Source organism: Agrobacterium sp. RC10-4-1, from assembly GCF_014138475.1.
GTDB classification, from domain to species: domain Bacteria; phylum Pseudomonadota; class Alphaproteobacteria; order Rhizobiales; family Rhizobiaceae; genus Agrobacterium; species Agrobacterium pusense.
The window spans coordinates 42,415-64,722 of sequence record NZ_JACJIT010000009.1; the positions used below are offsets into that span (position 1 = coordinate 42,415).

Genomic DNA, 22,308 nt, shown 5'->3' on the forward strand with positions numbered 1-22,308 from the left:
CGATCCTGAGACCGTAACCGTCAGGATTTGAGGCCAAGCTTCTGAGAACCACAGTCTCGGACGATCTCCGAAATATGAGCGAACTGCGCCGAAAGCGGGTTACTCTTCCGCCACACAATTCCGATGGTGCGGGACGGTCGCGGTTCCGCCAGACGGAAGACCGAGACCGTGGACTGCCTTGTCTCCATGTCGACGGCCATTTGTGGAATGAGCGTGACGCCGATCCCGGCGCCGACCATTTGCACCAGGGTGGATAGTGAACTCCCCTCCATCAGCACGCGGGGTGGCGCATTTGTGGTGCTGCAGAAGGATAGCGCCTGATTGCGGAAACAGTGGCCTTCCTCCAGAAGCAGCAGGCGCATTTCGCCGAGCTTGTCGGCGCTCGGCACCGGCATGCCCGCATCCTCCATCGGCCGCACCAGGATGAATTCCTCGGAAAATAGCGGGATTTCCTCCAGCGACGGTTCCGAGACGGGGAGGGCGACGATGGCCATGTCCAGCCGGGCCTCCAGAAGGTCCTCGATCAGTTTTTGCGTCACCGCCTCTCGCGGACGTGCTTCCAGCCCGGGGTAATGTCTCGTAAGCGTCTTGATGACCTGCGGCAGAAGATAGGGAGCGACGGTCGGAATGACGCCGATGCGCAGGCGGCCGCTGAGCGGCCCCTGCCGAGCCCGCGCCAGATCCTGCAGCTCATCGACCGATTGAAGGATCGCGCGGGTGCGCTCGGCAAACTCCTCGCCAAGAGCGGTCAACCTGATCTGCCGGCTGCCTCTTTCGACCAGCGGCGCACCGATCAGTTCTTCCAGTTCACGAATCTGAAGCGAAAGGGCGGGCTGCGAAATGGCGCAGGCCTCGGCAGCACGCCCGAAATGGCCGATCTTCGCCAGAGCGTCAAAATAGCGGAGATGTTTCATGGATAGCGCAATCATAAGCTCAGCATATCGCAGCCTTTAGAAGATACAATTGGAAATTATGGAACCCGCCTGTTAGTCATCATCATGACAGAAAGAGGCTGTAGCTGTGAAAGGCCGTCAGTATCGCTGCGGGTGGCAGTAACCCGTTGCGAACGCTGATTCATACCGCTGCCCGTGTCGAACTTATTTTGTTTAATTGCTAAACCCATCGGAGGGCGAAATGGACGCAACTTCAAAACCGGCTGGCAAATGTCCCGTCATGCACGGAGGCAATACGGCTTCCGGCAAATCGGTGACCGACTGGTGGCCGAACGCGCTGAACCTCGATATTCTTCATCAGCACGACACCAAGACCAATCCGCTTGGCACCTCCTTCAACTATCGCGAAGCGCTGAAGACGCTTGATGTCGAGGCCCTCAAGGCCGATCTTCGGGCCCTGATGACCGACAGCCAGGACTGGTGGCCGGCTGACTGGGGCAGCTATGTGGGTATGATGGCCCGCGTCACCTGGCATGCCGCCGGCTCTTATCGCGTAACGGACGGCCGCGGCGGCGCCAACACCGGCAACCAGCGTTTTGCACCGCTGAATTCCTGGCCTGATAATGTCAACACCGACAAGGGCCGCCGCCTGCTGTGGCCGATCAAGAAGAAATACGGCAACAAGATTTCCTGGGCAGACCTGATCGCGCTCGCCGGCACAATTGCCTATGACGTTGCGGGCCTGAAGACCTTCGGCTTCGCCTTCGGCCGTGAAGACATATGGGCTCCGGAAAAGGACACCTATTGGGGTGATGAAAAGGAATGGCTGGCGCCGAGCGACGGTCGTTACGGCGACGTGACGAAGCCGGAAACGCTGGAAAACCCGCTTGCCGCCGTGCAGATGGGTCTCATTTACGTCAATCCGGAAGGTGTGAACGGCAAATCCGACCCGCTGGCGACGGCGGCGCAGATGCGCGAGACCTTCGCGCGCATGGGCATGAACGACGAGGAAACCGTGGCGCTCACCGCCGGCGGCCACACGATCGGCAAGTCGCACGGCAATGGCAGCGCGGCCAATCTCAGCCCTGATCCCGAAGCCGCAGGCCCGGAATATCAGGGCCTTGGCTGGATCAACACCAAGGGCCGCGGCATCGGTCGTGATACGGTCGTCTCGGGTATTGAAGGCGCGTGGACGAGCCATCCGACCAAGTGGGACAATGGCTTCTTCGACATGCTGTTCAAGCATGAGTGGACGTTGACGCATAGCCCCGCCGGTGCATCGCAATGGGCGCCGATCTCCATTGCCGAAGAAGACAAGCCTGTTGACGTCGAGGATGCCTCGATCCGCACCATCCCGATGATGACGGATGCGGACATGGCACTGAAGGTCGATCCGATCTACCGTGAGATTTCGCTGAAGTTCAAGGACGATCAGGATCATTTCTCCGAAGTCTTCGCCCGCGCCTGGTTCAAGCTGACGCACCGTGACATGGGGCCGAAATCCCGTTATTTCGGACCGGACGTTCCCGCAGAAGACCTGATCTGGCAGGACCCGGTGCCCGAAGGCTCCACGAGCTACAATTTGGCTGCCGTACAGGCCAAGATCGCCGCTTCCGGCCTTCCGGTCGCAGATCTGGTTGCGACCGCCTGGGACAGCGCCCGCACCTTCCGCGGTTCGGACAAGCGCGGCGGTGCCAATGGCGCGCGTATCCGCCTTGCTCCGCAGAAGGACTGGGAAGGCAACGAGCCCGCCCGTCTTTCCCATGTGCTTTCGGTTCTCGAGCCGATTGCTCGTGAAACCGGTGCGAGCATCGCGGATGTCATCGTTCTGGCCGGCAATTACGGCGTGGAACAGGCGGCAAAAGCGGCCGGCTTCGATATCGCCGTGCCGTTTGCACCGGGCCGCGGCGACGCTTCCGCCGAGCAGACGGATGCTGACAGCTTCGCTCCGCTCGAGCCGTTGGCGGATGGTTTCCGCAACTGGATCAAGAAGGACTATGTTGTCAGCCCCGAAGAACTGCTGCTGGACCGCGCCCAGCTTCTCGGCCTGACTGCGCCGGAACTGACAGTACTTATCGGCGGTCTGCGCGTCATCGGCGCCAATTATGGCGGTGCGGCACATGGCGTGTTCACTGACAAGCCCGGCGCCCTGACGACCGACTTCTTCACGACGCTGACGGATATGGCCTATTCCTGGGTCCCGACCGGCAGCAATCTCTATGAGATTCGTGACCGCAGGACTGGCGTGGCACGATACACCGCCACGCGTGTCGATCTCGTGATCGGCTCGAACTCGATCCTGCGTGCCTATGCGGAAGTCTACGCACAGGACGACAACAGGGAAAAATTCGTCCGCGACTTCATCGCCGCCTGGACGAAGGTGATGAACGCCGACCGTTTCGATCTTCTGTAACGAGCCTGTTTGCCATTAAAAAGCGCCTCCCTGAGCGATCGGGGAGGCACTTTTGTTTTCGGCTTCTCGTAGATCGGCTTGGCGCTCTCACACACGTCGCGCAAATGTGCTGGACGCGGCGGCGGCTCACCGACGGTCGGAAGACGGTACCGGTCGCTCCGGGGATGATTTCTCCGCCCCTTGCGACGGGGTTCTGCCGCTCTTTTCATTCTCGTGGGCATCCGGTCCGGCGACGATGACGCCGCGGCCCTGTTCCTCGCGCTTCTTCTCTGCGAAGTCGCCGGGTTCCTTGTTGCGGTCCATGAATAATCTCCCTCATTTGGTTCCTGTGAGGAATTCAACGGTCGTCCCGGGCAGAGGTTCCAGCCTTTTCGCGGGGGAGAATGTTTCTATTCATAATGATCTTTGCTATTAACATGAATAGATAAGTCATGTTATGGCGGCGTGCAGGGTGATTGCCACGATTGCCCTGTGCCACGTTTGTTTCCACGCCTCGGCTTCGGCTCGACAACCGGACGGTAATTGCATTGGGTTTCTGGCATTCCATGACCTGGTACACGGAAGGGATCAGCGTCACCGCGCCGGTCAAGTGGCGCCAGTTCGACGGGCTGGTCAGCGCTTTCTGGGAGGCGGAGAGCCAAGTGGGGGCGAAAGGGTATTATCTCGCCGCCGATCCGCGAATCATGATTTTCTTCAACGACGTCTCGTCACGGATCCGCATATCAAATCGCGACGGCGAGCTTTCGCAACATTCGCGGCCGATGACGCGGGCGGTTTACGTGCCGGCAGGCGTGCCCATGTGGACGGGCAGCAACGCCACGCATCGTTTTTCCCATCTCAACCTGCATATCCACAAGGACCGGCTTCTCCGCTTTCTGTCCCCGGCGGTTGGCGGTTCGGCGGCCATGACCGCGTTACGCCGTCCCGTCGAGATCCAGGATATCGGCGGAGTGGAAACACTGGCGGGCCTGCTGGTGGATGAACTGGCCGAGCCGCAGAAACATCCGCTTTATGCCGAAAGCCTCGTCGGCAGTATTGTTGCCGGCTTGCTGGATATTCCCGGACCAACGCCCGAGCAGGCCAATGGCAGGCTGACGCAGGCGCAGATGAACCGGTTACTCGCCCGCGTGGAAAAGCGCGGTGATGACCGCATGACGGTCGCCGAGATGGCCGATATTGTCGGGCTATCGGAAAGCTGGTTCGCCACGGTGTTTCGCCAGACAACCGGCAAAACGCCTCTGCAATGGCAACTTGAGCGGCGTATCGATGCCGCACAGAAACTTCTGCTGGAAGGCGATCTGACGGTGGCCGATATTGCTGCCCAGCTCGGTTTTTCCGATCAGGCTCATCTCACCAAGGCTTTCCGTCAGTCCGTGGGTAACACGCCTGCTGCCTGGCGACGTTTGCACAGGCTGCTTTGAAAAGGCGGGATTTGCGTCCTGATGCGTAGGCCGTGGCGGGCGACCGCCGGTTTGAATCTCAGGGCAAGTCAGAGCATGACATCGTGCATCAGGAAATATCCACAATATATTGAAATATTGTGGATATCTTTCATCACCATGTCTTGCGCAGGGTAACCGAAAACGCCCTGCCTGGATTGTAGAAGTCTGCTCCGAACCCGCCATAAGAAACGTGTTTTTCGTTGAAAAGGTTGGAGACATTGACATCCAGCGAGGCGGTTTCCTGGATCTTGTAGCTGAATGCCGCATCCACGGTCGCACTGCTTCCGGTTTCGACCTTGTTGGCGTTGTCGAAATAATAGGCGCCGGTATAGCGGCCGCCGAGACCGAACGTCATGTCACCGAAATGGTCGTTGCCCGCAAGCGTATAGGTGACCCATAGCGAGGCCTGATGTTCGGGCACAAATTGCGGCCTGTTGCCGACATTGCCGCCAGTGCCGTTTTCGGTGATTTCCGCATCGAGATAGGAATAGGCTGCCGTCAGGCTGAGACTGTCTGTGACCTCAGCCTTGGCCTCGAGGTCAAGACCACGCACACGCACCTCGCCGATCGTTGTGGGCAGGCTGGTGATCGGGCTTGTGACGGTGATGTTGTTCTTTTTCAGATCGTAGATCGAGGCAGTGAAGAGAGCCGGGAAAGCGTCCGGCCGGTACTTCACGCCGAGTTCGATCTGTTCGCCGCGCTCCGGCTCGACGGTGAGACCGGACGCGGGCACTACCGATTCAGCATAGCTGATATAAGGCGCGATCTCGTTGGTTATCTTGTAGGACACGCCAATGCGCTTCGTGAGTTCGCTGATGTCGCCGCTCGCCGTCGTGCGGTTCAGCCGGTTTGTCTGGTCGGTGTCGATCCAGTCGTTTCTAAGGCCGGCGCTGATGGTGAGCCTGTCGAAGAAGGTCAGGTCCTGCTGCAGATAGAGCGCTCTTGTCTTCTGGTCCGTCAGGGAGTCCGCATAGAGCGGCACGGAAGAGGGCGCGCCGGTATAGATCGGGTTCATCCAGTTGATGCTCGGTGCAGCGCCAAAGTAGCTTTTGCTGCCGGAGGTGTAGTCATTGTAGAAAACACCGACCAGGCTGCGGCTTTCGACGTTGTCGAACCGCGTGTCATATTGCAGGCGCGTGTCGATCAGGAAGTTTTCGGTCTCGGTGTCGTTGCCGAAATAAGAACGATTGGCGATGGTCGAACCGTTGGTCGGCGTCGACGATATATAGGCATAACCGAAGTCCGTATTCGCCTTGCTGTAGCGGGCGTTGGAACTCAGGGTCAGGCCGGATCCAAAATCGTGATCGAACATCACGCTCAGCGAGTTGCGGTTCGTGCCGCGATAGTTGTAGTCGGGTTCTCCGAAGAAGCGGCTCCGGTCGAAATGCGAGCCGACGGGGTGGCCGCCGCCACCGGGAACGCCATCCTTGTTAAGATGGTCGTAAACGACAGTGAGGCTGGTGGCGTCGGTTGGACGCCAGGTAAGACCGCCCATGAAGAATTTCTCGTCGTCGCGGGAATAGTCATATTCCGCATCGGTGTTGCGAAGCTTGCCGGTCAGACGATAGGACAGAGTGTCGTCGCCGGTGACGTTGTCGCCGAAATCGAAGCCGGTCTCGGCGCGGCCATAAGAACCGCCGGTCACATAGGCTTCGCCGAAGCGCGCATGTTTCGGCACTTTCGTGGCGTAATTTACCGAACCGCCGGGGTCCGAAACGCCGAAGGTGGTAGAATTGCCGCCCTTTATGACTTCGACGCGCTCATAGGCATAGGTTTCTTCGCGCAGCGCGCCGAAGGGGCGGCCGAGCGTCAAGCCATCGCGGTACATGTAAGCGTCGAAACCGCGAATCTTGAAATAGTCGAAACGGTCGTCGGAGCCGTAAAAATCCGTGGTGACGCCGGCGGTATATTGCAGTGCTTCTTCCACCGTCTGCACGCCGCGCTGCTGCATTTCCTTGGCGGTGATGACAGAGACAGAGGCAGGTGTGTCGAGAATATCGGTCGCCATCTTGCTGCCGCTCGTCGTGCGGGTGGCGACGATCGATTTCTGATCATTGTCACCGCTGTCGATGGTGATGGTCTCCAGAACCGTGCTGCCGCCCGTGTTGGCAGCCTCCTGCGCCACGAGAAGGCCGGGCATGGATACGGCAAGCGCCGTGCAGGCCAGCAGGGCCGCTTTCCCGTGGAGACGTCGCGCGGTTTTGCGGTTTCTGCCTTGGATTTCGATATTCATTGGTAGGTTCCAGAAATTAATGCCCCGATCGCCGTTTTCACGGACCACTCTCGATGCGCCCAATAACTTGAGAAAGTTTGTCCGGTATTGTAGATTTTTGCGGTTTTGTACAAAACCCCGGAAATTTCACCGCTGTTGCGGAAGCATTTCCTCACCGGACTTGACGGGGGCAATTGAAGCTGAGAATTCAAGTCCACTTTTGAACTTTGAAAGCCTCGCTCATGCCCCGCCTGTTTTGTGGTCTTCTACCGGTCTTCGTGTTTTTTCTGTCCGTGATCGCACAGAATACAGCTGTGGCGGAGGAGACGGCACCCTATCCCGTCACCATCAAACATGCTTTCGGTACGACGACGATTGCGAAGAAGCCCGAGCGGGTCGCCACTGTCGCCTGGGCCAACCATGAGGTGCCGCTGGCGCTCGGCATCGTGCCCGTCGGCTTTGCCGCCGCCAACTTCGGCGATGATGACGGTGACGGGCTGCTGCCCTGGGTGGCGAAGCGGCTATCCGAGCTCGACGCGCCAAAGCCTGTGCTGTTCGACGAGGGTGACGGCATCGATTTCGAGGCTGTGGCGGCAACGCAGCCGGATGTCATCCTCGCGGCCTATTCCGGCCTCAGCCAGTCCGACTACGACACGCTCAGCCAGATCGCGCCGGTGGTCGCTTATCCTGTCTCGCCATGGGCGACGGACTGGCGCGACATGATCCGGCTGAATAGCGCCGGTCTTGGAATGGCCGCAGAAGGGGAGGCGCTCATCAAGCGCATCGAGGGTGAAATAGCCGAGGTCGTTGCCGGCCACCCGCAACTGAAGGGCAAGTCGGCCATGTTTGTCACCCATCTCGACGCCACAAATCTCAGCGTCGTCAATTTCTATACGGCCAATGATACCAGAGTGAAGTTCTTCAAAGATCTTGGCCTTGCGTCCCCCAAAAGCGTCGCGGAGGCAACGAGGCCTGGGCAATTCGCTGCCGGTATCAGCGCCGAGCGCGTCGATGCCTTCGACGATGTCGATATCATCGTGACCTATGGTAGCGAGCCGCTGCTGAATGCCATGCGCGCTGATCCGCTTCTCGCCCGGATGCCTGCCGTCTCAAACGATGCTGTCGTTATGCTGGGGCGCGATCCGCTCGGCACGGCTTCTAATCCAACGCCTCTGTCGATTTCATGGGTGTTGAAGGACTATGCCGATCTTCTGGCAAGGGCCGCCGGTAAGTCCGGGAAATCACAGTGACAATGTCCGGATCCGGCAAAGCGGCTGCCGTGCTTTTGGCCGGGCGCTCGAACCGCGTGCGGATGGCGTGGCTTGGCGCGGTGCTGGCGCTTCTCGGGCTGCTATGTGCGTTGTCGGTTGCCATCGGCACGCGTGAGGTCTCATTTGCGGATATTCTTGGTGGGGTGAGTGGCCGTGTCGAAACGGTTGCAGAAGCGGCAGTTGCTGTGCGCCTGCCGCGCACCGTGCTTGCGCTTATAGCGGGTGCCGCGCTGGGGCTGGCCGGCGCGATCATGCAGGGGGTCACACGCAATCCGCTTGCTGATCCCGGTATTCTCGGCGTGAACATGGGGGCGTCGCTTGCCGTTGTCATCGGCATCGTCTGGTTCGGCATCGCCTCGGCTCAGGCCTTCATCGTCACGGCAATTGCCGGGGCGGGGGCATCCGCGATCTTCGTTTATGTTGTCGGTTCGCTCGGGCGAGGCGGGGCCACGCCGCTGAAACTCGCACTTGCGGGTGCCGCCACCTCCGTCGCCTTCTCGTCGCTCGTCATCGCCGTGGTGTTGCCGCGCAGCGATATCGCCGGCGGCGTCCGCGCCTGGCAGATCGGTGGTGTCGGCGGGGCGACCTTCGAACGTATCGAGACCGTATTGCCCTTTCTGGCTGCCGGTTTCGTCGTAAGCCTGCTTTCGGCGCGGAAGTTGAATTCACTGGCGCTTGGCGACGAGCTGGCCGCCGGCCTTGGAGAAAACGTTGCCCTCGCCAGAGCCATGGCATCCTTCGGTGCCATTCTTCTGTGCGGCGCTGCCACCGCCATTTGCGGCCCGCTCGGTTTTGTCGGTCTGGTGGTGCCTCACCTCTGCCGCTCGCTGGTCGGGGTGGACAATCGCTGGCTCCTCCCGTTTTCTGCACTTGGAGGCGCCTGCCTGCTGCTGGCCGCCGATATTGTCGGCCGCATCGTCGCGCGGCCCTCCGAACTCGATGTCGGTATCGTCACGGCGCTGGTCGGCGCGCCCTTTTTCATCTGGATCGTCAGACGGCAGAGGGTGCGTGAGCTGTGAGCATGTTTCCGTCAGTCGTCGAAACGCTGGGTTTCAACCGCCATCTTCGGCAGGGCCGGCGCCGTCTCGTCATCTTTTGCCTGCTGACGCTTCTCATCGCAGCTTTTGGGCTCACGCTGACGCTCGGCCAATCATTCACCCCGCCCGGTCAGGTGATCCGCGTGCTGCTTGGCGAGGACATCGCCGGCGTCAGCTTCACCGTCGGACAATTGCGCCTGCCACGCGCGCTGCTGTCGGTGCTGGTGGGGCTGAGCTTCGGCCTTGGCGGCGTCGCCTTTCAGATCATGCTACGCAACCCGCTCGCCAGCCCCGACATTATCGGCATCAGCTCCGGCGCCAGCGCCGCCGCCGTCTTTGCCATCGTCGTATTGCAGATGAACGGACCGCTGGTTTCGGTTGTCGCCGTCGTCGCCGGCCTTGGCATCGCCCTACTGGTCTATCTCCTCTCCTTCCGCAACGGCGTGGCCGGAACGCGTCTGATCCTTGTCGGCATCGGCGTTTCCGCCATGCTGGAAAGCATCATCGCCTATATTCTCTCCGTCGCGCCGGCCTGGACACTGCAGGAGGCGATGCGCTGGCTGACCGGCAGCGTCAATGGCGCCAAACTTGCCCAGACACTGCCGCTTGCCATCGCGCTGGTTTTCTTCGGCGGCCTGCTTCTCAGCCGTGCACGGGATCTCGAGACGCTCAGGCTCGGTGATGATGCCGCCGCGGCACTCGGCGTTCGGGTCGGGGCAACACGCATCGTCGTCATCGTCGCAGCCGTTGGCATGATCGCCTTTGCTACGGCCGTCTCGGGGCCGATCGCCTTCGTTGCGTTCCTGTCCGGACCAATTGCAGCGCGTATCGTCGGCAGCAATGGATCGCTGCTCCTTCCCGCCGCACTGGTCGGGGCGGTGCTGGTGCTGGCGGGTGACTATTGCGGCCAGTTCCTGCTGCCCGGCCGTTACCCGGTCGGCGTCGTCACCGGTGCGCTCGGTGCGCCCTATCTGATTTATCTGATCGTGCGGGTCAACCGCAGCGGAGGCTCGTTATGACCGGCCACTCTCTTTCCCTAAGCGGCCTCTCGGCCGGCTATGGCGACAGCCTCATCATAGAAGAGCTGGACCTCACCGTCCCGCGCGGGAAGATCACGGTTATCGTCGGCGCGAATGCCTGCGGCAAGTCCACTCTGCTACGCAGCATGTCGCGGCTCATCACACCGCGCGCCGGTCAGGTCCTGCTTGACGGCAAGTCGATCCATCGTCTGCCTTCCCGGGAACTGGCTCAGCGGATGGGTCTCCTGCCGCAATCGCCGATAGCGCCTGAAGGTATCGTGGTTGCGGATCTCGTCAGCCGTGGGCGACATCCGCATCACGGCCTGTTCGCACGCTGGACACGTGAGGATGACGAAGCGGTTGCCGCAGCACTCGTCGCCACCGACACGGTCGAGCTTGCCGAACGGCCGGTGGATGAATTATCGGGCGGTCAGCGGCAACGCGTGTGGATCGCCATGGCGCTTGCCCAGCAGACCGACATATTGCTCTTGGATGAGCCGACCACCTTCCTCGATATCAGCCATCAGGTCGAGGTGCTGGACCTTCTCACAGACCTCAACCAGTCGCGTGAGACCACCATCGTCATGGTCTTGCACGATCTTAATCTCGCAGCCCGTTATGCCGATCATCTCGTCGCCATGAGGGACGGAAAGCTGCATGTCTTCGGCACGCCGGAAGGCGTTTTGACGGAAGAGAATGTCCGCCACGTTTTTGGTATTGAAAGCCGTGTCATCACGGATCCGACATCGGGCAAGCCGATGATGCTGCCGATCGGGCGGCATCGGACCGTCCAGGGGAAATAATAACGTATCTCTTTAAGATACGGTTCTGTTGACTTCTGCGCGTATCTGTTTATGATACGAACATCAAGAGGCAGGCAATGATCCGTTCTTTCAAAAACAAGCTGACTGCTTCGATTGACGACGGATCTGTGAAGAAGGGATTTCCCTCCGATATGCTACGCCGCGCCCAGCAACTGCTCACAATCTTGGATGCGGCAAACACGGTTGAAGACCTTCGGTCACCGCCCGGTAATCGTTTGGAAAAGCTTTCCGGCGACCGTGAGGGCCAATATTCGATCCGGATCAACAAGCAGTGGCGCATCTGTTTCGTCTGGACGCAAGCAGGGCCGGAAAGCGTGGAAATAACCGACTATCACTAGTCGGTTATTCTCGTGGAGAGGCTCATGACAAATCGGCCAAGGAGGGCCAGCGAGCATGACAATCAGTAAATCGCCTCCGATCCATCCGGGCGAAATCCTGCGGGAACTCTATCTTGAGCCGCTGGGGATGTCGGCATACGCGCTCGCAAGGCACCTCAATGTTCCGCGCACCCGCATAGAACGGATTGCGGGAGAGAAACTTGGTATCACCGCGGACACCGCCTTGCGTCTGGCAAAGTTTTTCAAGACCACCCCGGAATATTGGCTGAACTTGCAGAACGCTTTTGACATTAAGGCGGCTGCAGCGAGGCTGGAAACGGACCTTGCGAATATCAAGGAACTGGAAGCCGCGTAGTTGTCAGCCTCCTGTCCCATCACGGCCAAGCCGCATAGGATGGCGGCGGCATGTTCTGCTTCTGCCTTGCCGTTCTTCTGAAACGGCCAGGAGAGGTCCCCTCGTTGCGGGTGAAGAAGCGATTGAAGTAGCCGGGGTCCTGAAACCCCAGTCGAAACGCGATTTCAGCGACTTGCAGCGAAGAGTTCAGGAGAAGGTCGCGCGCCTCTGACAGGAGTTCCCGGTGGATATAGGCCTGTGGCGAAAGCCCCGTGGCCTTGCGGACCGCGAATCCCAGTCGCTCGCGGGTAACGCCGAGATGGTGTGCATAATCTTCGACGGCCCATTGATCGTGCTTGTGCTGGCTCACCAGAAGGACGAAACGTTCGGTGAGGCCGCCCGGGGTGGAGACGGCGGCAGCAACATCGGCGATGGCGTGCTGACAGACCCGGACAAGGGTGACGCAGAGCAGGCTGGCGATGATCGTGTCGGAACCGGTCGCTGCGCGGACATTTTCGCTCGCGATTGTCTGGAGATAAGCCTCCAGTTCCTTTTGGTCCTGCTCTTCGGGCGACTGTACCAGAATACGCTGCAGTATCGCGCGTACGGCGTTTGCGCTCGTGCCCGTCGGCATCGCGTGAGCCAGTCCGATTTCGGTGGTCGTCAACAGCGATCCGCGGCTTCCGGCGCTCAGTCTCACGCGGCCTGCCGGGCCTATGGGCAGCCAGATGAGCCCCGGCGAAGGGACATCCAGCCTCTTATCGCCCTGCGTGATCTCCGCTTCCCCGACAGAAAGCAAAAGCAGGTGGGCGCTGTCTGCTTCCAGCCGGAATTCGGATACGCGCAGCGAGGAGGCGAAGGTACGTGCCGTAATCTCCACGCGATTGGCGGCAAACTGGCTGTGCAGCGGCATTCAACCTCCAAAAGTGCAATAATGCACTACACTAGTGCATTTTATATGCAACTGTCATTGCTAAACTTCGATCAGCGCGTGGGGAGTCTTGAGGAGAAGGGCTGCCCGATCGAGCGCTTTGGGAGGAACATCATGAACAATTTGAAGCGCAGAACGCTGTTCTGCCTGCTCTCCGGTGCTGCCCTGTCTGCAGTGTCTTTCAGTCATGCCACTGCGCAGGACCGCACTTCCGTAAAGATTGGCTATGCTGTGTCAAAAAGCGGCGCCAATGCCACCGGCGCGGGTATCACGACCATTCCGAACTACAAATTATGGGTGAAGGAGGTCAACGATGCCGGCGGCCTCACGCTGCCCGATGGTAAGCGCTTGCCAGTTGACGTGGTCGAATATGACGACCGTTCCTCGGCCGAGGACGCGGTACGGTTCACCGAGCGGCTGGCCAGCCAGGACAAGGTGGATTTCATCCTGCCGCCCTGGGGCACGGGATTTAATCTGGCGGTTGCGCCGCTCTATGACCGTTTCGGTTATCCGCAGCTCGCGGTCACCGGCGTCACCGACAAGGCGCCCGATTTCGCCGCGCGCTGGAAGAAGAGCTTCTGGATGCTGGGCGGGGGGCACGACTATGTCAATGCACTGGCCGATGTTTTGAAAGCCGCCCGCGAAGCAGGCCAGATCAATGACAAGGTGGCTGTGATATCTGTCGCGGACGGTTTCGGCATCGATCTCATCAAGGCTGCGCGACCCGCGCTGAAGGAAGCAGGTTTTACGCTTGCTTATGACAAGACCTATCCGGTCGGCACCTCCGATTTTGCCGCGCTTGTGAACGAGGCCGCGGCAAGCGGTGCGGACAGTTTCATCGCCTTCTCCTACCCGCCGGACAGTTTCGCGGTAACGAAGCAGGCGCAGACTGCACGATATAATCCGAAGGTGTTCTACGTCGGTGTCGGCGGTGCTTTCCCGATTTTCCCGAAGGTTTCCGATGGCAAGCAGGAAGGTGTCATCAGCATCGGCGGCGTCGATGGAAGCAGCGACAGGATCGAGGATTATTTCAAGCGTCACGAAGCCTTCATCGGCACCAAGCCGGACAGCTGGGCAAGCGCCATCACCTATGCGAGCCTCGAAATGCTGGCCCAGTCAATCCAGCGCGTCGGTCTCGACAAGGCGGCGGTGGCAGGTGAGCTTTCGACTGGAAGCTTCGACACCGTTATCGGCCCGGTCAAACTTGAAGACAACCAGCTTCGTCAGCTGTGGTGGGCGGGGCAATGGCAGGGCGAGCGTTTCGTCGCGATTGCGCCCGCGGAACGTCCCGGTGCGGCCAAGCCACTTGTCCCGAAGCCGCAATGGTAAGCCCTTTCCGGCCGGGACCTGTGAACCCGGCCGGAAGGCTTCGGCCATGTTCCAGACTGGAGACATTTCCTTGTTCTTATCCACCCTCATCTTCGGCTTGATGCTGGGAGGGACCTATGCGCTGATCGCGCTTGGACTTTCGCTGCAATATGGCATCGCCCGCATCATGAACCTCGCTTATGGCGAAGTGCTGATCGCGGCTGCCTTCATCACCTTCGTTCTGTTTTCCGGCTACGGGCTTTCGCCGCTCTGGTCGCTTTTCATCATCGTACCGCTCGGTTACGGCCTTTCTTTCGCGATCTACCGCGTCATGATGCGGCCGCTGGTGCGCCGTTCGGGCGGCTCCGGCCGTCTGGAAGTCGATTCCATTCTGGCAACCTTCGGACTGCTTTTCGTTATCCAGGGCATCATGCTCGTGGCGTTCGGCGGCAACTACCATTCCTATTCCTATCTCGCCGATGGAGTCGATATCTTCGGCACGACGGTGGCAATGAACCGGCTTCTGTCTTTCGGCTTGTCCGTCCTGATTGGCGGTGGGCTTTATCTGGCGCTCACCCACAGCCGCTGGGGTCTTAACCTGCGGGCAGTGGCGCTGTCGCCCCGTTCCGCGCCGCTAGTCGGCATCGATGTGACCCGCGTGGCTTCCCTCGGCTTTGCTCTCGGCGGCGCACTCGCCGTGGCCGGCGGGGTGATGATTTCGATGTACCAGACCTTCTCCGCTTCCTATGGCGTGGTCTTCACCATGAAGGCGCTTGTCGTCGTCATCATGGGCGGTGTCGGCAACCTGCTCGGAGCGCTGGTCGCCGGCCTGCTGCTCGGCCTCGTGGAAACCTTTGTGCTGGTTTATGTCGATCCCGGTCTCACACTTGCCGCCACCTACCTGCTCTTTCTCATGGTCCTGCTTTGGCGTCCGGAAGGCATCTTCGCAAGGAGGGGCAAATGAGTCCGCTTCTGATCGGCCTCCCCGCAGCCGCGCTGCTGGCGCTTTCTCCCTTCTTCTTCGACGCCTATGGTGTCGGCGTCATCATCGGCCTTCTCGGTTATGCCACGCTTGCTTCCGCCTGGGCCATGTTCTCCGGTCCGACCCGCTATATATCGCTCGCCACCGTCGCCTTTTTCGGTGTCGGGGCCTATACGGTCGCGGTGCTGAGCGAGGTCTTGCCCTGGCCGCTCGTCCTCCTGTGCTCCGCCCTTGTCGGCGCGGCGCTTGCCTTCGTCGTCGGGCTTTCCACGCTGCGCGTCGCTGGCATTTATTTCGTGATCTTTTCCTTCGGCCTTGCCGAACTCATCCGCCAGCTCATCACCTGGTATGAAGTGAATGTGACCGGAACGCTCGGGCGCTATATCTTCCTGCCGCTGGAGCCGCAGCATGTCCTCTGGCAATTGCTGGCGCTGGCCGCCGTTACTCTTGTCCTGTCAACGCTCATCGACCGCAGCAAGCTCGGCCTGGCGCTGAAGGCGATCGGCGATGATGAGGTGGTGGCCGCCCATGCAGGAATTAATCTTGCTCGCACCAAGCTGACGCTCTTCGTGCTGTCTGCCACCATCATCACGCTTGTTGGCGCCATCCAGGCCCCGCGCTGGGTCTATATCGAGCCGGCCATCGTGTTCAATCCGCAGGTTTCGTTCCTCACCGTGATCATGGCCCTGCTTGGCGGAGCCACGCGTCGCTGGGGACCCATCCTCGGTGCGGTTCCGCTGTTCCTGCTGTTTGAATGGCTGGGCGCCAATTTCCCCAACCATTTTTCCATCATTCTCGGCGCTCTCTTCATCCTCATCGTCTTCGTGTTGCCGGATGGCGTGCTGGCGGCGCTGGAGAAGTTGCGCAAAAAGGAGAAGACGGCATGAGCACGGTTCTCGAAATTGCTGATATCCGCAAGACCTTCGGCGGGCTGAAGGCGGTGGATGGTCTCGGCCTGACTATCAAGGCTGGCGAGGTCGTGGGGCTGCTCGGGCCGAACGGTTCCGGAAAGACGACGCTGATGAACCTGATTTCGGGCGCGCTGAAGCCGACGGAGGGATCAATCCGGCTGGAAGGGCAGGAGATTGCCGGCCGGCGGCCGGATGCGATTGCGCGCGCCGGCGTGGCGCGCACCTTCCAGCTCGTGCGGCTTTTGCCTTCGCTCTCCCTGCTGGACAATGTCGCGGTTTCGGCCATGTTCGGGCCGCAGCGGTTGTCCCGCCCAGCGGCGGAGAAGGTCGCGCGCACCTGTCTGCAAAGAATAGGGCTGGCGGGGCGGGAAGTCATGCCGGCCGGCGATCTCACCTATATCGATCAGAAGCGCCTCGAACTGGCGCGTGCGCTGGCTGGCGAGCCGAAGCTTCTGTTGTTGGATGAATGGCTCGCCGGCCTCAACCCCACCGAACTCCAGGAAGGAATAGCGCTGATCCGGCGGCTGGCATCGCAGGGAACGACGATCCTGCTGGTGGAACATATCATGGCGGCCGTGCGCGCCCTTTGCCCGCGCTCCGTGGTCATGGCGGCCGGCCGCAAGATCGCCGACGGGCCGACGGCAGCGGTGCTTGATGATCCGCAGGTCATCTCCGCCTATCTGGGAGCGCCACATGCTTGAAATAGATGCGTTGACAATCCGCTACGGCAAACATCTCGCTGTTGATGGCATATCGCTCAATGTTGCCAAGGCCGAAACCGTGGTTCTGCTTGGCGCCAATGGCGCCGGCAAGTCTTCGCTGCTGAAAGCCGTCGGCGGGATGGTTGTGCCGGCGTCCGGCGAAGTGCGCGTCGACGGTGCGTCGCTTGCCGCTGTTCCTCCTCATCGGATCGTGGACTGCGGTGTGGCGCTGGTGCCAGAAGGACGCGGAATTTTCCCGGCGCTGACTGTGGAGGATAATCTTCGCCTCGGCGCCAATCCCCGCCATGCCCGTTCAGCAGAGAAAGTGACACGGGAGCATATTTTCTCGCTGTTTCCACGTCTCGCCGAACGCCGGCAGCAGCTTGCCGGCACCATGTCCGGCGGCGAACAGCAGATGGTCGCCATCGGGCGGGCGCTGATGTCGGCACCGGATTATCTCTTGCTGGACGAGCCGAGTCTGGGTCTTGCGCCCATCGTCACGCAGGAACTTTTTGCCGCCCTGGCCGAGATCAAGAAGAGCGGCCTTTCCCTTCTGCTCGTGGAGCAGAATGTGCGCGAAAGCCTGGCGCTGGCCGACCGGGGTTATTTGCTGGAAGCGGGGCGTATCGTCGGAGCAGGTTCAACTGAGGCCCTCTCCGCCGATGCCGCCGTGCAACGGGCGTTTCTCGGCGGCACCACCGCCGCCATTGTCTGAATTCAGGAGGAAGACCATGCAGATTGTCAATCTTTTCATCGGTGGCGACCATTGCTCGGCCGCGAGCGGAAAGCGCTTCGAGCGTCACAATCCGATCACCGGCGACGTTGCGACCAGCGCGGCGGCGGCAACGGTGGAGGACGCTACCCGTGCGGCCGATGCTGCCGCTGCCGCCTTTCCCGTCTGGTCGGCCACATCGCCCGGCGAGCGCCGCCGCCTGCTGCTGGCGGCGGCTCAGGCGCTGCTCGCCGCCGGGCCTGACATTACCCAGGCGATGAAGGAAGAAATCGGCGCGACCGATGCCTGGGCTGGTTTCAATGTGAAGCTCGCAAGCGATATGCTGGTGGAGGCCGCAAGCCTGACCACCCAGATCAAGGGCGAGATCATTCCTTCCAACCGGCCGGGAACGACGGCGATGGCACTGCGCCAGCCGGCGGGCGTGGTATTGTCCATCGCCCCTTGGAATGCGCCCGTCATTCTCGGCGTACGTTCCATCGCCACGCCGCTGGCTTGCGGCAATACGGTGGTGATGAAAACCTCGGAACTTTGCCCGCGCACCCATGCGCTGATCATCGAGGCGGTCTCATCGGCAGGTCTGCCGAAGGGCGTGCTCAACGCCGTCTCCAATGCGCCGGAGGATGCAGCAAAGATCGTCGATACGCTGATTGCGCACTCCGCTGTCAGACGCGTCAACTTTACCGGGTCAACCCGCGTTGGCCGCGTGATTGCCGAAACGGCCGGCCGTTACCTGAAGCCAGCGCTGCTGGAACTCGGCGGCAAGGCGCCGTTCATCGTGCTTGATGATGCCGATATCGACGCCGCTGTCGCGGCGGCCGCCTTCGGCGCCTACATGAACCAGGGCCAGATCTGCATGTCGACGGAGCGCATCATCGTGCTCGACAGCGTTGCCGATACATTCGTGCAGGCCTTCGCCAAAAAAGCGTCCAACCTCACGGCCGGGGACCCACGCGAGGGAAAGACACCGCTAGGCTCACTGGTCAGCGCCGAAGCGACGTCACGCATAAGGGCGCTGGTGGACGACGCCGTGTCCAAAGGCGCAAAGCTGGTCGCGGGTGGCGGCGGCACCGGCACCATGCTCGATGCCATCGCCATCGATGGTGTCACTCCCGCAATGCGGCTTTATTCCGAGGAAAGTTTCGGTCCGGTCGTTTCCATCATCAGCGCCGGCAGCGTCGATGAGGCGGTAAGCATCGCCAATGAAACAGAGTTTGGTCTTTCCGCCGCGATTTTCGGCAGGGACCAGGCGCGGGCGCTTGCCATTGCCGCGCGGATCGAAAGCGGCATATGCCACATCAACGGGCCGACTGTTCACGATGAGGCGCAGATGCCTTTCGGCGGGGTCAAGGCCTCCGGTTACGGCCGCTTCGGCGGCACGGCGGGCATTGCGGAATTCACCGAATTACGCTGGGTCACGCTGCAGGACGGGCCGCTGCATTATCCGATCTGAACCGGACGCCGGGGGCGGCTGCGGCGGCCTCACCGCCGCTCGTCGATCAGCCAGCCGGTGAGTTTTCTCACCGCGCTGTCGCTGCTTTTCGGCCGCATCAACCAGTAGCCGCGCCCCGGTGCATCGAGGCTAGGGCCTGCCGTGACCAGTACGCCAGCCTCGAGCAGTGGATCGACGAGCCCGGCCCAGCCGAGCGCAAAGCCCTGTTCTCCAATGGTCGCCTGAACCACCATGGTGTAATTGTTGAAGCTGATGTCGCCGCCGTCGTTTTCGGGGCCTCTCTGAACGCCGAAATGCTTGAAATAGGAAGGCCAGTCGAACCACTGCGCTGATGAGGTATTTTCGAGGTGGATGAGTTTCCGCCGCGAAAAATCAGCAACGCCTGCGGGCGCCGGCGTTGCTGCCAAAAACGCAGGTGAACAGACCGGCGTGACTTTTTCCGAAAGCAACAGTACGGCCCCGTCACCCGCCTCTTGCCGGGTGCCGAAGATGATCATCACGTCGCTGTCATGCTTTCCCTGACCCAACGGGTCCTGCGTGGCGACGATCTGGATGTTGATGTCAGGGTTGAGCGCTCGAAATCCGTGCATCCGCGGAATGAGCCACAATGACGAAAAGGCATAGTCCGTATGCAGGCGGATGGTCTGGCGTTCCTCCGTCCGCCGAAGCTGCTGCGCGAGCAGATCAATGGCATCGACATTGCGGGAGACGATCTCGAACAGCCTTTGTCCCTCTGCCGTCAGATCGATGCCGCGATGTTTGCGGCGGATGAGCGCCACCCCAAGCTCCTCTTCGAGCCTGCGCATCTGATAGCTGACGGCAGGCTGGGTGAGCCGCAGGGAGCCCGCCGCCGCCGTCAGGCTGCCCTGGCGGGCAACCTCGGTAAAGATGCGCATCCATCCGAGATCGAGCGGCCGGTCTGACATTAAATTTCCTTATATCACTTATCGAAAAATACCCGCTTCACAGGCAAAAACAATGTGGTGTTCAATAAACTGGACTAATACAAGGGGAGCCGCAATGAAAACCGTTTCTCATCTGCACCGCATCGCCGCCGGCCTGTTCCTGTCCGTGGCGGCCTTCTCCACCCCGCTTCAGGCGGCCGATGACGCGTCCTGCAAGCTCGTACGTCTAAGCGATCCCGGCTGGACGGATATTACCGCAACCAATGGCGTCGCCTCGGTACTGCTCGATGCATTGGGCTATGAAGCCGACGTCAAGACGCTTTCCGTGCCCATTGGCTATCAGGCGATGAAGAACGGCGAAATCGACGTTTTCCTCGGGAACTGGATGCCGGCGCAGAAATCCTTCGTAGATGACCTCAATTCGGCGAAAGCTGCCGAGGTCTTGACGAAGAATCTCGAGGGCGCCAAGTTCACGCTGGCGGTGCCTTCCTACATGGCGGAGAAGGGCGTGAAGGATTTCGCCGATCTCGCCAAACATGCCGATGAATTCGAGAGCAAGATTTACGGTATCGAGCCCGGCGCACCCGCCAACCAGAATATCCAGAAGATCATAGACGCCAATGATTTCGGCCTTAAAGGCTGGCAGCTCGTCGAATCGGGTGAGCAGGCCATGCTGGCGCAGGTGGAACGGGCGGGCCGGGATAAGAAGGCCGTGGTCTTCCTTGCCTGGGCGCCGCATCCGATGAACGAGAAGATCGATATCGCCTATCTCTCCGGCGGTGACGCCTATTTCGGCCCGAATTTCGGCGGCGCAGAGGTTTATACGCTTGCCCGCACCGGCTGGCCGGAAAAATGCCCCAACGCGGCGGCGCTCTTCAAAAACCTGAAGTTCGATATCGGCATGGAAAATACCCTCATGGGTTCGATTCTCGGCGGAGAGGATTCCAAAGCCGCGGCAGCGGCCTGGGTGAAGGCCAACCCCAAAGCGCTGGATGGCTGGCTGCAGGGCGTTACCACGCTGGATGGAAAACCGGGTGCGGATGCCGTTAAGGGCAAGCTTGGTCTCTGAGCCGGAAAGTGGAAATGCCGCGTCCCAATATCCTCATTCTGATGGTCGACCAGTTCAACGGGACGTTGTTTCCCGATGGACCGGCCGATTTTCTCCATGCGCCGCATCTGAAAGCCTTGGCGGAGCGGTCTGTACGCTTCGCCAATACCTATACGGCCAGCCCGCTGTGTGCGCCGGCCCGCGCCTCCCTGATGTCCGGGCAATTGCCAAGCCGGACGCGGGTTTACGACAATGCCGCCGAGTTCGTCTCCGACATTCCGACCTATGCGCACCATCTGCGGGCAGCCGGTTATTACACCGGTCTCTCAGGCAAGATGCATTTCGTCGGGCCTGACCAGCTGCACGGCTTCGAAGAGCGTCTGACGACCGACATCTATCCCGCGGATTTTGGCTGGACGCCCGATTATACCAAGCCGGGCGAGCGGATCGACTGGTGGTATCACAATCTGGGTTCGGTGACGGGTGCAGGGGTTGCCGAAATCACCAACCAGATGGAGTATGACGACGAGGTAGCCTACCACGCCACCCGCAAGCTCTATGACCTGTCTCGTCGGCTCGATGACCGGCCGTGGTGTCTGACGGTCAGCTTCACCCATCCGCACGATCCCTATGTGGCGCGACGGAAATTCTGGGATCTCTATGAGGATTGCCCGGCGCTCGATCCGCAGTCGGAGGCCATTGCTTTCGATCAGCAGGACCCGCATTCGAAACGGTTGCTGGAAGCCTGTGACCACAATGCCTTCGATATTTCGCCGGAGCAGATACGCCGGGCACGCCGCAGTTACTTCGCCAACGTCTCCTATATCGACGAGAAGGTCGGCGAAATCCTTGGCGTCCTGAAGGCGACGCGGATGGAGGAGGATACCATCGTCCTCTTCCTTTCAGACCATGGCGATATGTTGGGTGAGCGCGGCCTGTGGTTCAAGATGAGCTTCTTCGAGGGCTCGGCCCGCGTACCGCTGATGATCGCCGCGCCAGGATGGCAGCCGGCATTGATCGATACGCCGGCCTCGACACTGGATGTGACGCCGACGCTGTGCGGTCTGGCAGGGCTTGATATCACCTCGCTTAAACGCTGGACGGATGGCGAGGATCTGGCGCCGTTGGCTGCTGGCACCGGCGGGCGCGGCCCGGTGCCGATGGAATATGCGGCCGAAGGCTCGATCTCGCCGCTCGTCGCCATCAGGGACGGTCGATACAAATTGTCCGTCTGTGAGGCCGATCCGCCGCTGCTTTACGATCTGGACGCCGATCCCGAAGAGCGCACCAATCTCGCTGGCGACCCCGCTTTCAGCGACGTGCTCTCGTCGCTTTCCGCCGAAATTGGCCGGCGGTGGCAGTTGCCGGTGTTCGACGCCGCCGTTCGCGAAAGTCAGGCGCGGCGCTGGGTGGTCTACAAGGCGCTGCGCAACGGCGCCTATTACCCGTGGGACTACCAACCCTTGCAGAAGGCTTCGGAACGCTACATGCGTAACCACATGGACCTCAACGTTCTGGAAGAAAACCAGCGTTTTCCGCGCGGCGAGTGAGGTGGG

At 60.6% G+C, this 22,308-nt stretch carries 21 protein-coding genes; 16 read left to right on the forward strand and 5 right to left on the reverse strand.

Annotation, left to right across the window (positions count from 1 at the left end):
* Positions 1-20: 20 nt before the first annotated feature.
* Positions 21-929, reverse strand: coding sequence for a hydrogen peroxide-inducible genes activator (locus tag FHW77_RS22300; protein WP_182590712.1), 909 nt, complete (start codon positions 927-929; stop codon positions 21-23).
* Between the two features lie 205 nt (positions 930-1,134).
* Here FHW77_RS22300 and katG point away from each other — a divergent pair, with 205 nt between their 5' ends.
* On the forward strand, positions 1,135-3,306 hold the full coding sequence (katG, locus tag FHW77_RS22305; RefSeq protein ID WP_182590713.1) for a catalase/peroxidase HPI: 2,172 nt from the start codon (positions 1,135-1,137) through the stop codon (positions 3,304-3,306).
* 126 nt (positions 3,307-3,432) lie between these two features.
* Here katG and FHW77_RS22310 read toward each other — a convergent pair whose 3' ends face one another.
* A complete protein-coding gene (locus tag FHW77_RS22310) occupies positions 3,433-3,609 on the reverse strand; it encodes a hypothetical protein (protein ID WP_004444725.1) in 177 nt (58 codons plus the stop codon).
* Positions 3,610-3,833: 224 nt separating this feature from the next.
* Between FHW77_RS22310 and FHW77_RS22315 the strand changes: the two genes are divergently transcribed.
* Complete coding sequence (locus FHW77_RS22315) at positions 3,834-4,727, forward strand: helix-turn-helix domain-containing protein (protein ID WP_200892985.1); 894 nt, start codon at positions 3,834-3,836, stop codon at positions 4,725-4,727.
* Positions 4,728-4,860: 133 nt separating this feature from the next.
* Here FHW77_RS22315 and FHW77_RS22320 read toward each other — a convergent pair whose 3' ends face one another.
* Positions 4,861-6,981, reverse strand: a complete 2,121-nt coding sequence (locus tag FHW77_RS22320) for a TonB-dependent siderophore receptor (protein ID WP_182590714.1) — start codon at positions 6,979-6,981, stop codon at positions 4,861-4,863.
* Positions 6,982-7,202: 221 nt separating this feature from the next.
* On the opposite strand from FHW77_RS22320, the gene FHW77_RS22325 reads away from it, so the two are divergent.
* The 6 genes from FHW77_RS22325 (at position 7,203) to FHW77_RS22350 (ending at position 11,804) form a co-directional block, all read left to right on the forward strand.
* The gene (locus FHW77_RS22325; RefSeq protein WP_100911487.1) at positions 7,203-8,210 is read left to right on the forward strand and encodes an iron-siderophore ABC transporter substrate-binding protein; all 1,008 of its coding nucleotides are present in this window, start codon (positions 7,203-7,205) and stop codon (positions 8,208-8,210) included.
* 2 nt (positions 8,211-8,212) lie between these two features.
* Positions 8,213-9,250, forward strand: a complete 1,038-nt coding sequence (locus FHW77_RS22330; protein WP_210274074.1) for a FecCD family ABC transporter permease — start codon at positions 8,213-8,215, stop codon at positions 9,248-9,250.
* Positions 9,251-9,252: 2 nt separating this feature from the next.
* A complete protein-coding gene (locus FHW77_RS22335; RefSeq protein ID WP_112416828.1) occupies positions 9,253-10,287 on the forward strand; it encodes a FecCD family ABC transporter permease in 1,035 nt (344 codons plus the stop codon).
* A complete protein-coding gene (locus FHW77_RS22340; RefSeq protein ID WP_112416829.1) occupies positions 10,284-11,090 on the forward strand; it encodes an ABC transporter ATP-binding protein in 807 nt (268 codons plus the stop codon). Before FHW77_RS22335 ends, FHW77_RS22340 begins: the two co-directional genes overlap by 4 nt.
* Before the next feature lie 77 nt (positions 11,091-11,167).
* On the forward strand, positions 11,168-11,449 hold the full coding sequence (locus tag FHW77_RS22345) for a type II toxin-antitoxin system RelE/ParE family toxin (RefSeq protein WP_004444715.1): 282 nt from the start codon (positions 11,168-11,170) through the stop codon (positions 11,447-11,449).
* A gap of 55 nt (positions 11,450-11,504) precedes the next feature.
* Positions 11,505-11,804 (forward strand): HigA family addiction module antitoxin, encoded by a 300-nt coding sequence (locus FHW77_RS22350; RefSeq protein ID WP_004444714.1) that lies wholly within the window; start codon positions 11,505-11,507, stop codon positions 11,802-11,804.
* A 19-nt stretch (positions 11,805-11,823) separates the two neighbouring features.
* Here the strand turns inward: FHW77_RS22350 and FHW77_RS22355 are convergent, their stop codons facing one another.
* On the reverse strand, positions 11,824-12,696 hold the full coding sequence (locus FHW77_RS22355) for a helix-turn-helix transcriptional regulator (RefSeq protein ID WP_112416830.1): 873 nt from the start codon (positions 12,694-12,696) through the stop codon (positions 11,824-11,826).
* Positions 12,697-12,828: 132 nt separating this feature from the next.
* On the opposite strand from FHW77_RS22355, the gene FHW77_RS22360 reads away from it, so the two are divergent.
* The 6 genes from FHW77_RS22360 (at position 12,829) to FHW77_RS22385 (ending at position 18,799) form a co-directional block, all read left to right on the forward strand.
* Positions 12,829-14,043, forward strand: coding sequence for an amino acid ABC transporter substrate-binding protein (locus tag FHW77_RS22360; protein WP_112416831.1), 1,215 nt, complete (start codon positions 12,829-12,831; stop codon positions 14,041-14,043).
* A 70-nt stretch (positions 14,044-14,113) separates the two neighbouring features.
* Positions 14,114-14,986, forward strand: a complete 873-nt coding sequence (locus tag FHW77_RS22365; RefSeq protein ID WP_044459010.1) for a branched-chain amino acid ABC transporter permease — start codon at positions 14,114-14,116, stop codon at positions 14,984-14,986.
* Positions 14,983-15,891 (forward strand): branched-chain amino acid ABC transporter permease, encoded by a 909-nt coding sequence (locus tag FHW77_RS22370; RefSeq protein WP_112416832.1) that lies wholly within the window; start codon positions 14,983-14,985, stop codon positions 15,889-15,891. Before FHW77_RS22365 ends, FHW77_RS22370 begins: the two co-directional genes overlap by 4 nt.
* On the forward strand, positions 15,888-16,616 hold the full coding sequence (locus FHW77_RS22375; RefSeq protein WP_112416833.1) for an ABC transporter ATP-binding protein: 729 nt from the start codon (positions 15,888-15,890) through the stop codon (positions 16,614-16,616). Before FHW77_RS22370 ends, FHW77_RS22375 begins: the two co-directional genes overlap by 4 nt.
* Complete coding sequence (locus tag FHW77_RS22380) at positions 16,609-17,331, forward strand: ABC transporter ATP-binding protein (protein ID WP_100911494.1); 723 nt, start codon at positions 16,609-16,611, stop codon at positions 17,329-17,331. The genes FHW77_RS22375 and FHW77_RS22380 overlap by 8 nt, the downstream gene beginning before the upstream one ends.
* 16 nt (positions 17,332-17,347) lie before the next feature.
* Positions 17,348-18,799 (forward strand): aldehyde dehydrogenase, encoded by a 1,452-nt coding sequence (locus FHW77_RS22385; protein ID WP_112416834.1) that lies wholly within the window; start codon positions 17,348-17,350, stop codon positions 18,797-18,799.
* A gap of 29 nt (positions 18,800-18,828) precedes the next feature.
* Here the strand turns inward: FHW77_RS22385 and FHW77_RS22390 are convergent, their stop codons facing one another.
* The gene (locus FHW77_RS22390; RefSeq protein ID WP_182590715.1) at positions 18,829-19,725 is read right to left on the reverse strand and encodes a choline sulfate utilization transcriptional regulator; all 897 of its coding nucleotides are present in this window, start codon (positions 19,723-19,725) and stop codon (positions 18,829-18,831) included.
* Positions 19,726-19,819: 94 nt separating this feature from the next.
* Between FHW77_RS22390 and choX the strand changes: the two genes are divergently transcribed.
* Positions 19,820-20,773 carry a choline ABC transporter substrate-binding protein gene (choX, locus tag FHW77_RS22395; protein ID WP_080823145.1) on the forward strand — a complete coding sequence of 318 codons (954 nt, stop codon included), beginning with the start codon at positions 19,820-19,822 and terminating at the stop codon, positions 20,771-20,773.
* Positions 20,774-20,787: 14 nt separating this feature from the next.
* Positions 20,788-22,302 carry a choline-sulfatase gene (betC, locus tag FHW77_RS22400; protein WP_113382294.1) on the forward strand — a complete coding sequence of 505 codons (1,515 nt, stop codon included), beginning with the start codon at positions 20,788-20,790 and terminating at the stop codon, positions 22,300-22,302.
* Positions 22,303-22,308: the final 6 nt, after the last annotated feature.

Coding starts and splice junctions, on each gene's coding strand:
- FHW77_RS22345 (WP_004444715.1), top strand. CDS start 11,168: ATGATCCGTTCTTTCAAAAACAAGCTGACTGCTTCGATTGACGACGGA.
- FHW77_RS22340 (WP_112416829.1), top strand. CDS start 10,284: ATGACCGGCCACTCTCTTTCCCTAAGCGGCCTCTCGGCCGGCTATGGC.
- FHW77_RS22300 (WP_182590712.1), bottom strand. CDS start 929: ATGATTGCGCTATCCATGAAACATCTCCGCTATTTTGACGCTCTGGCG.
- FHW77_RS22390 (WP_182590715.1), bottom strand. CDS start 19,725: ATGTCAGACCGGCCGCTCGATCTCGGATGGATGCGCATCTTTACCGAG.
- FHW77_RS22360 (WP_112416831.1), top strand. CDS start 12,829: ATGAACAATTTGAAGCGCAGAACGCTGTTCTGCCTGCTCTCCGGTGCT.
- FHW77_RS22380 (WP_100911494.1), top strand. CDS start 16,609: ATGCTTGAAATAGATGCGTTGACAATCCGCTACGGCAAACATCTCGCT.
- FHW77_RS22320 (WP_182590714.1), bottom strand. CDS start 6,981: ATGAATATCGAAATCCAAGGCAGAAACCGCAAAACCGCGCGACGTCTC.
- betC (WP_113382294.1), top strand. CDS start 20,788: ATGCCGCGTCCCAATATCCTCATTCTGATGGTCGACCAGTTCAACGGG.
- FHW77_RS22330 (WP_210274074.1), top strand. CDS start 8,213: ATGTCCGGATCCGGCAAAGCGGCTGCCGTGCTTTTGGCCGGGCGCTCG.
- katG (WP_182590713.1), top strand. CDS start 1,135: ATGGACGCAACTTCAAAACCGGCTGGCAAATGTCCCGTCATGCACGGA.
- FHW77_RS22355 (WP_112416830.1), bottom strand. CDS start 12,696: ATGCCGCTGCACAGCCAGTTTGCCGCCAATCGCGTGGAGATTACGGCA.
- choX (WP_080823145.1), top strand. CDS start 19,820: ATGAAAACCGTTTCTCATCTGCACCGCATCGCCGCCGGCCTGTTCCTG.
- FHW77_RS22310 (WP_004444725.1), bottom strand. CDS start 3,609: ATGGACCGCAACAAGGAACCCGGCGACTTCGCAGAGAAGAAGCGCGAG.
- FHW77_RS22385 (WP_112416834.1), top strand. CDS start 17,348: ATGCAGATTGTCAATCTTTTCATCGGTGGCGACCATTGCTCGGCCGCG.
- FHW77_RS22375 (WP_112416833.1), top strand. CDS start 15,888: ATGAGCACGGTTCTCGAAATTGCTGATATCCGCAAGACCTTCGGCGGG.
- FHW77_RS22325 (WP_100911487.1), top strand. CDS start 7,203: ATGCCCCGCCTGTTTTGTGGTCTTCTACCGGTCTTCGTGTTTTTTCTG.
- FHW77_RS22350 (WP_004444714.1), top strand. CDS start 11,505: ATGACAATCAGTAAATCGCCTCCGATCCATCCGGGCGAAATCCTGCGG.
- FHW77_RS22335 (WP_112416828.1), top strand. CDS start 9,253: ATGTTTCCGTCAGTCGTCGAAACGCTGGGTTTCAACCGCCATCTTCGG.
- FHW77_RS22370 (WP_112416832.1), top strand. CDS start 14,983: ATGAGTCCGCTTCTGATCGGCCTCCCCGCAGCCGCGCTGCTGGCGCTT.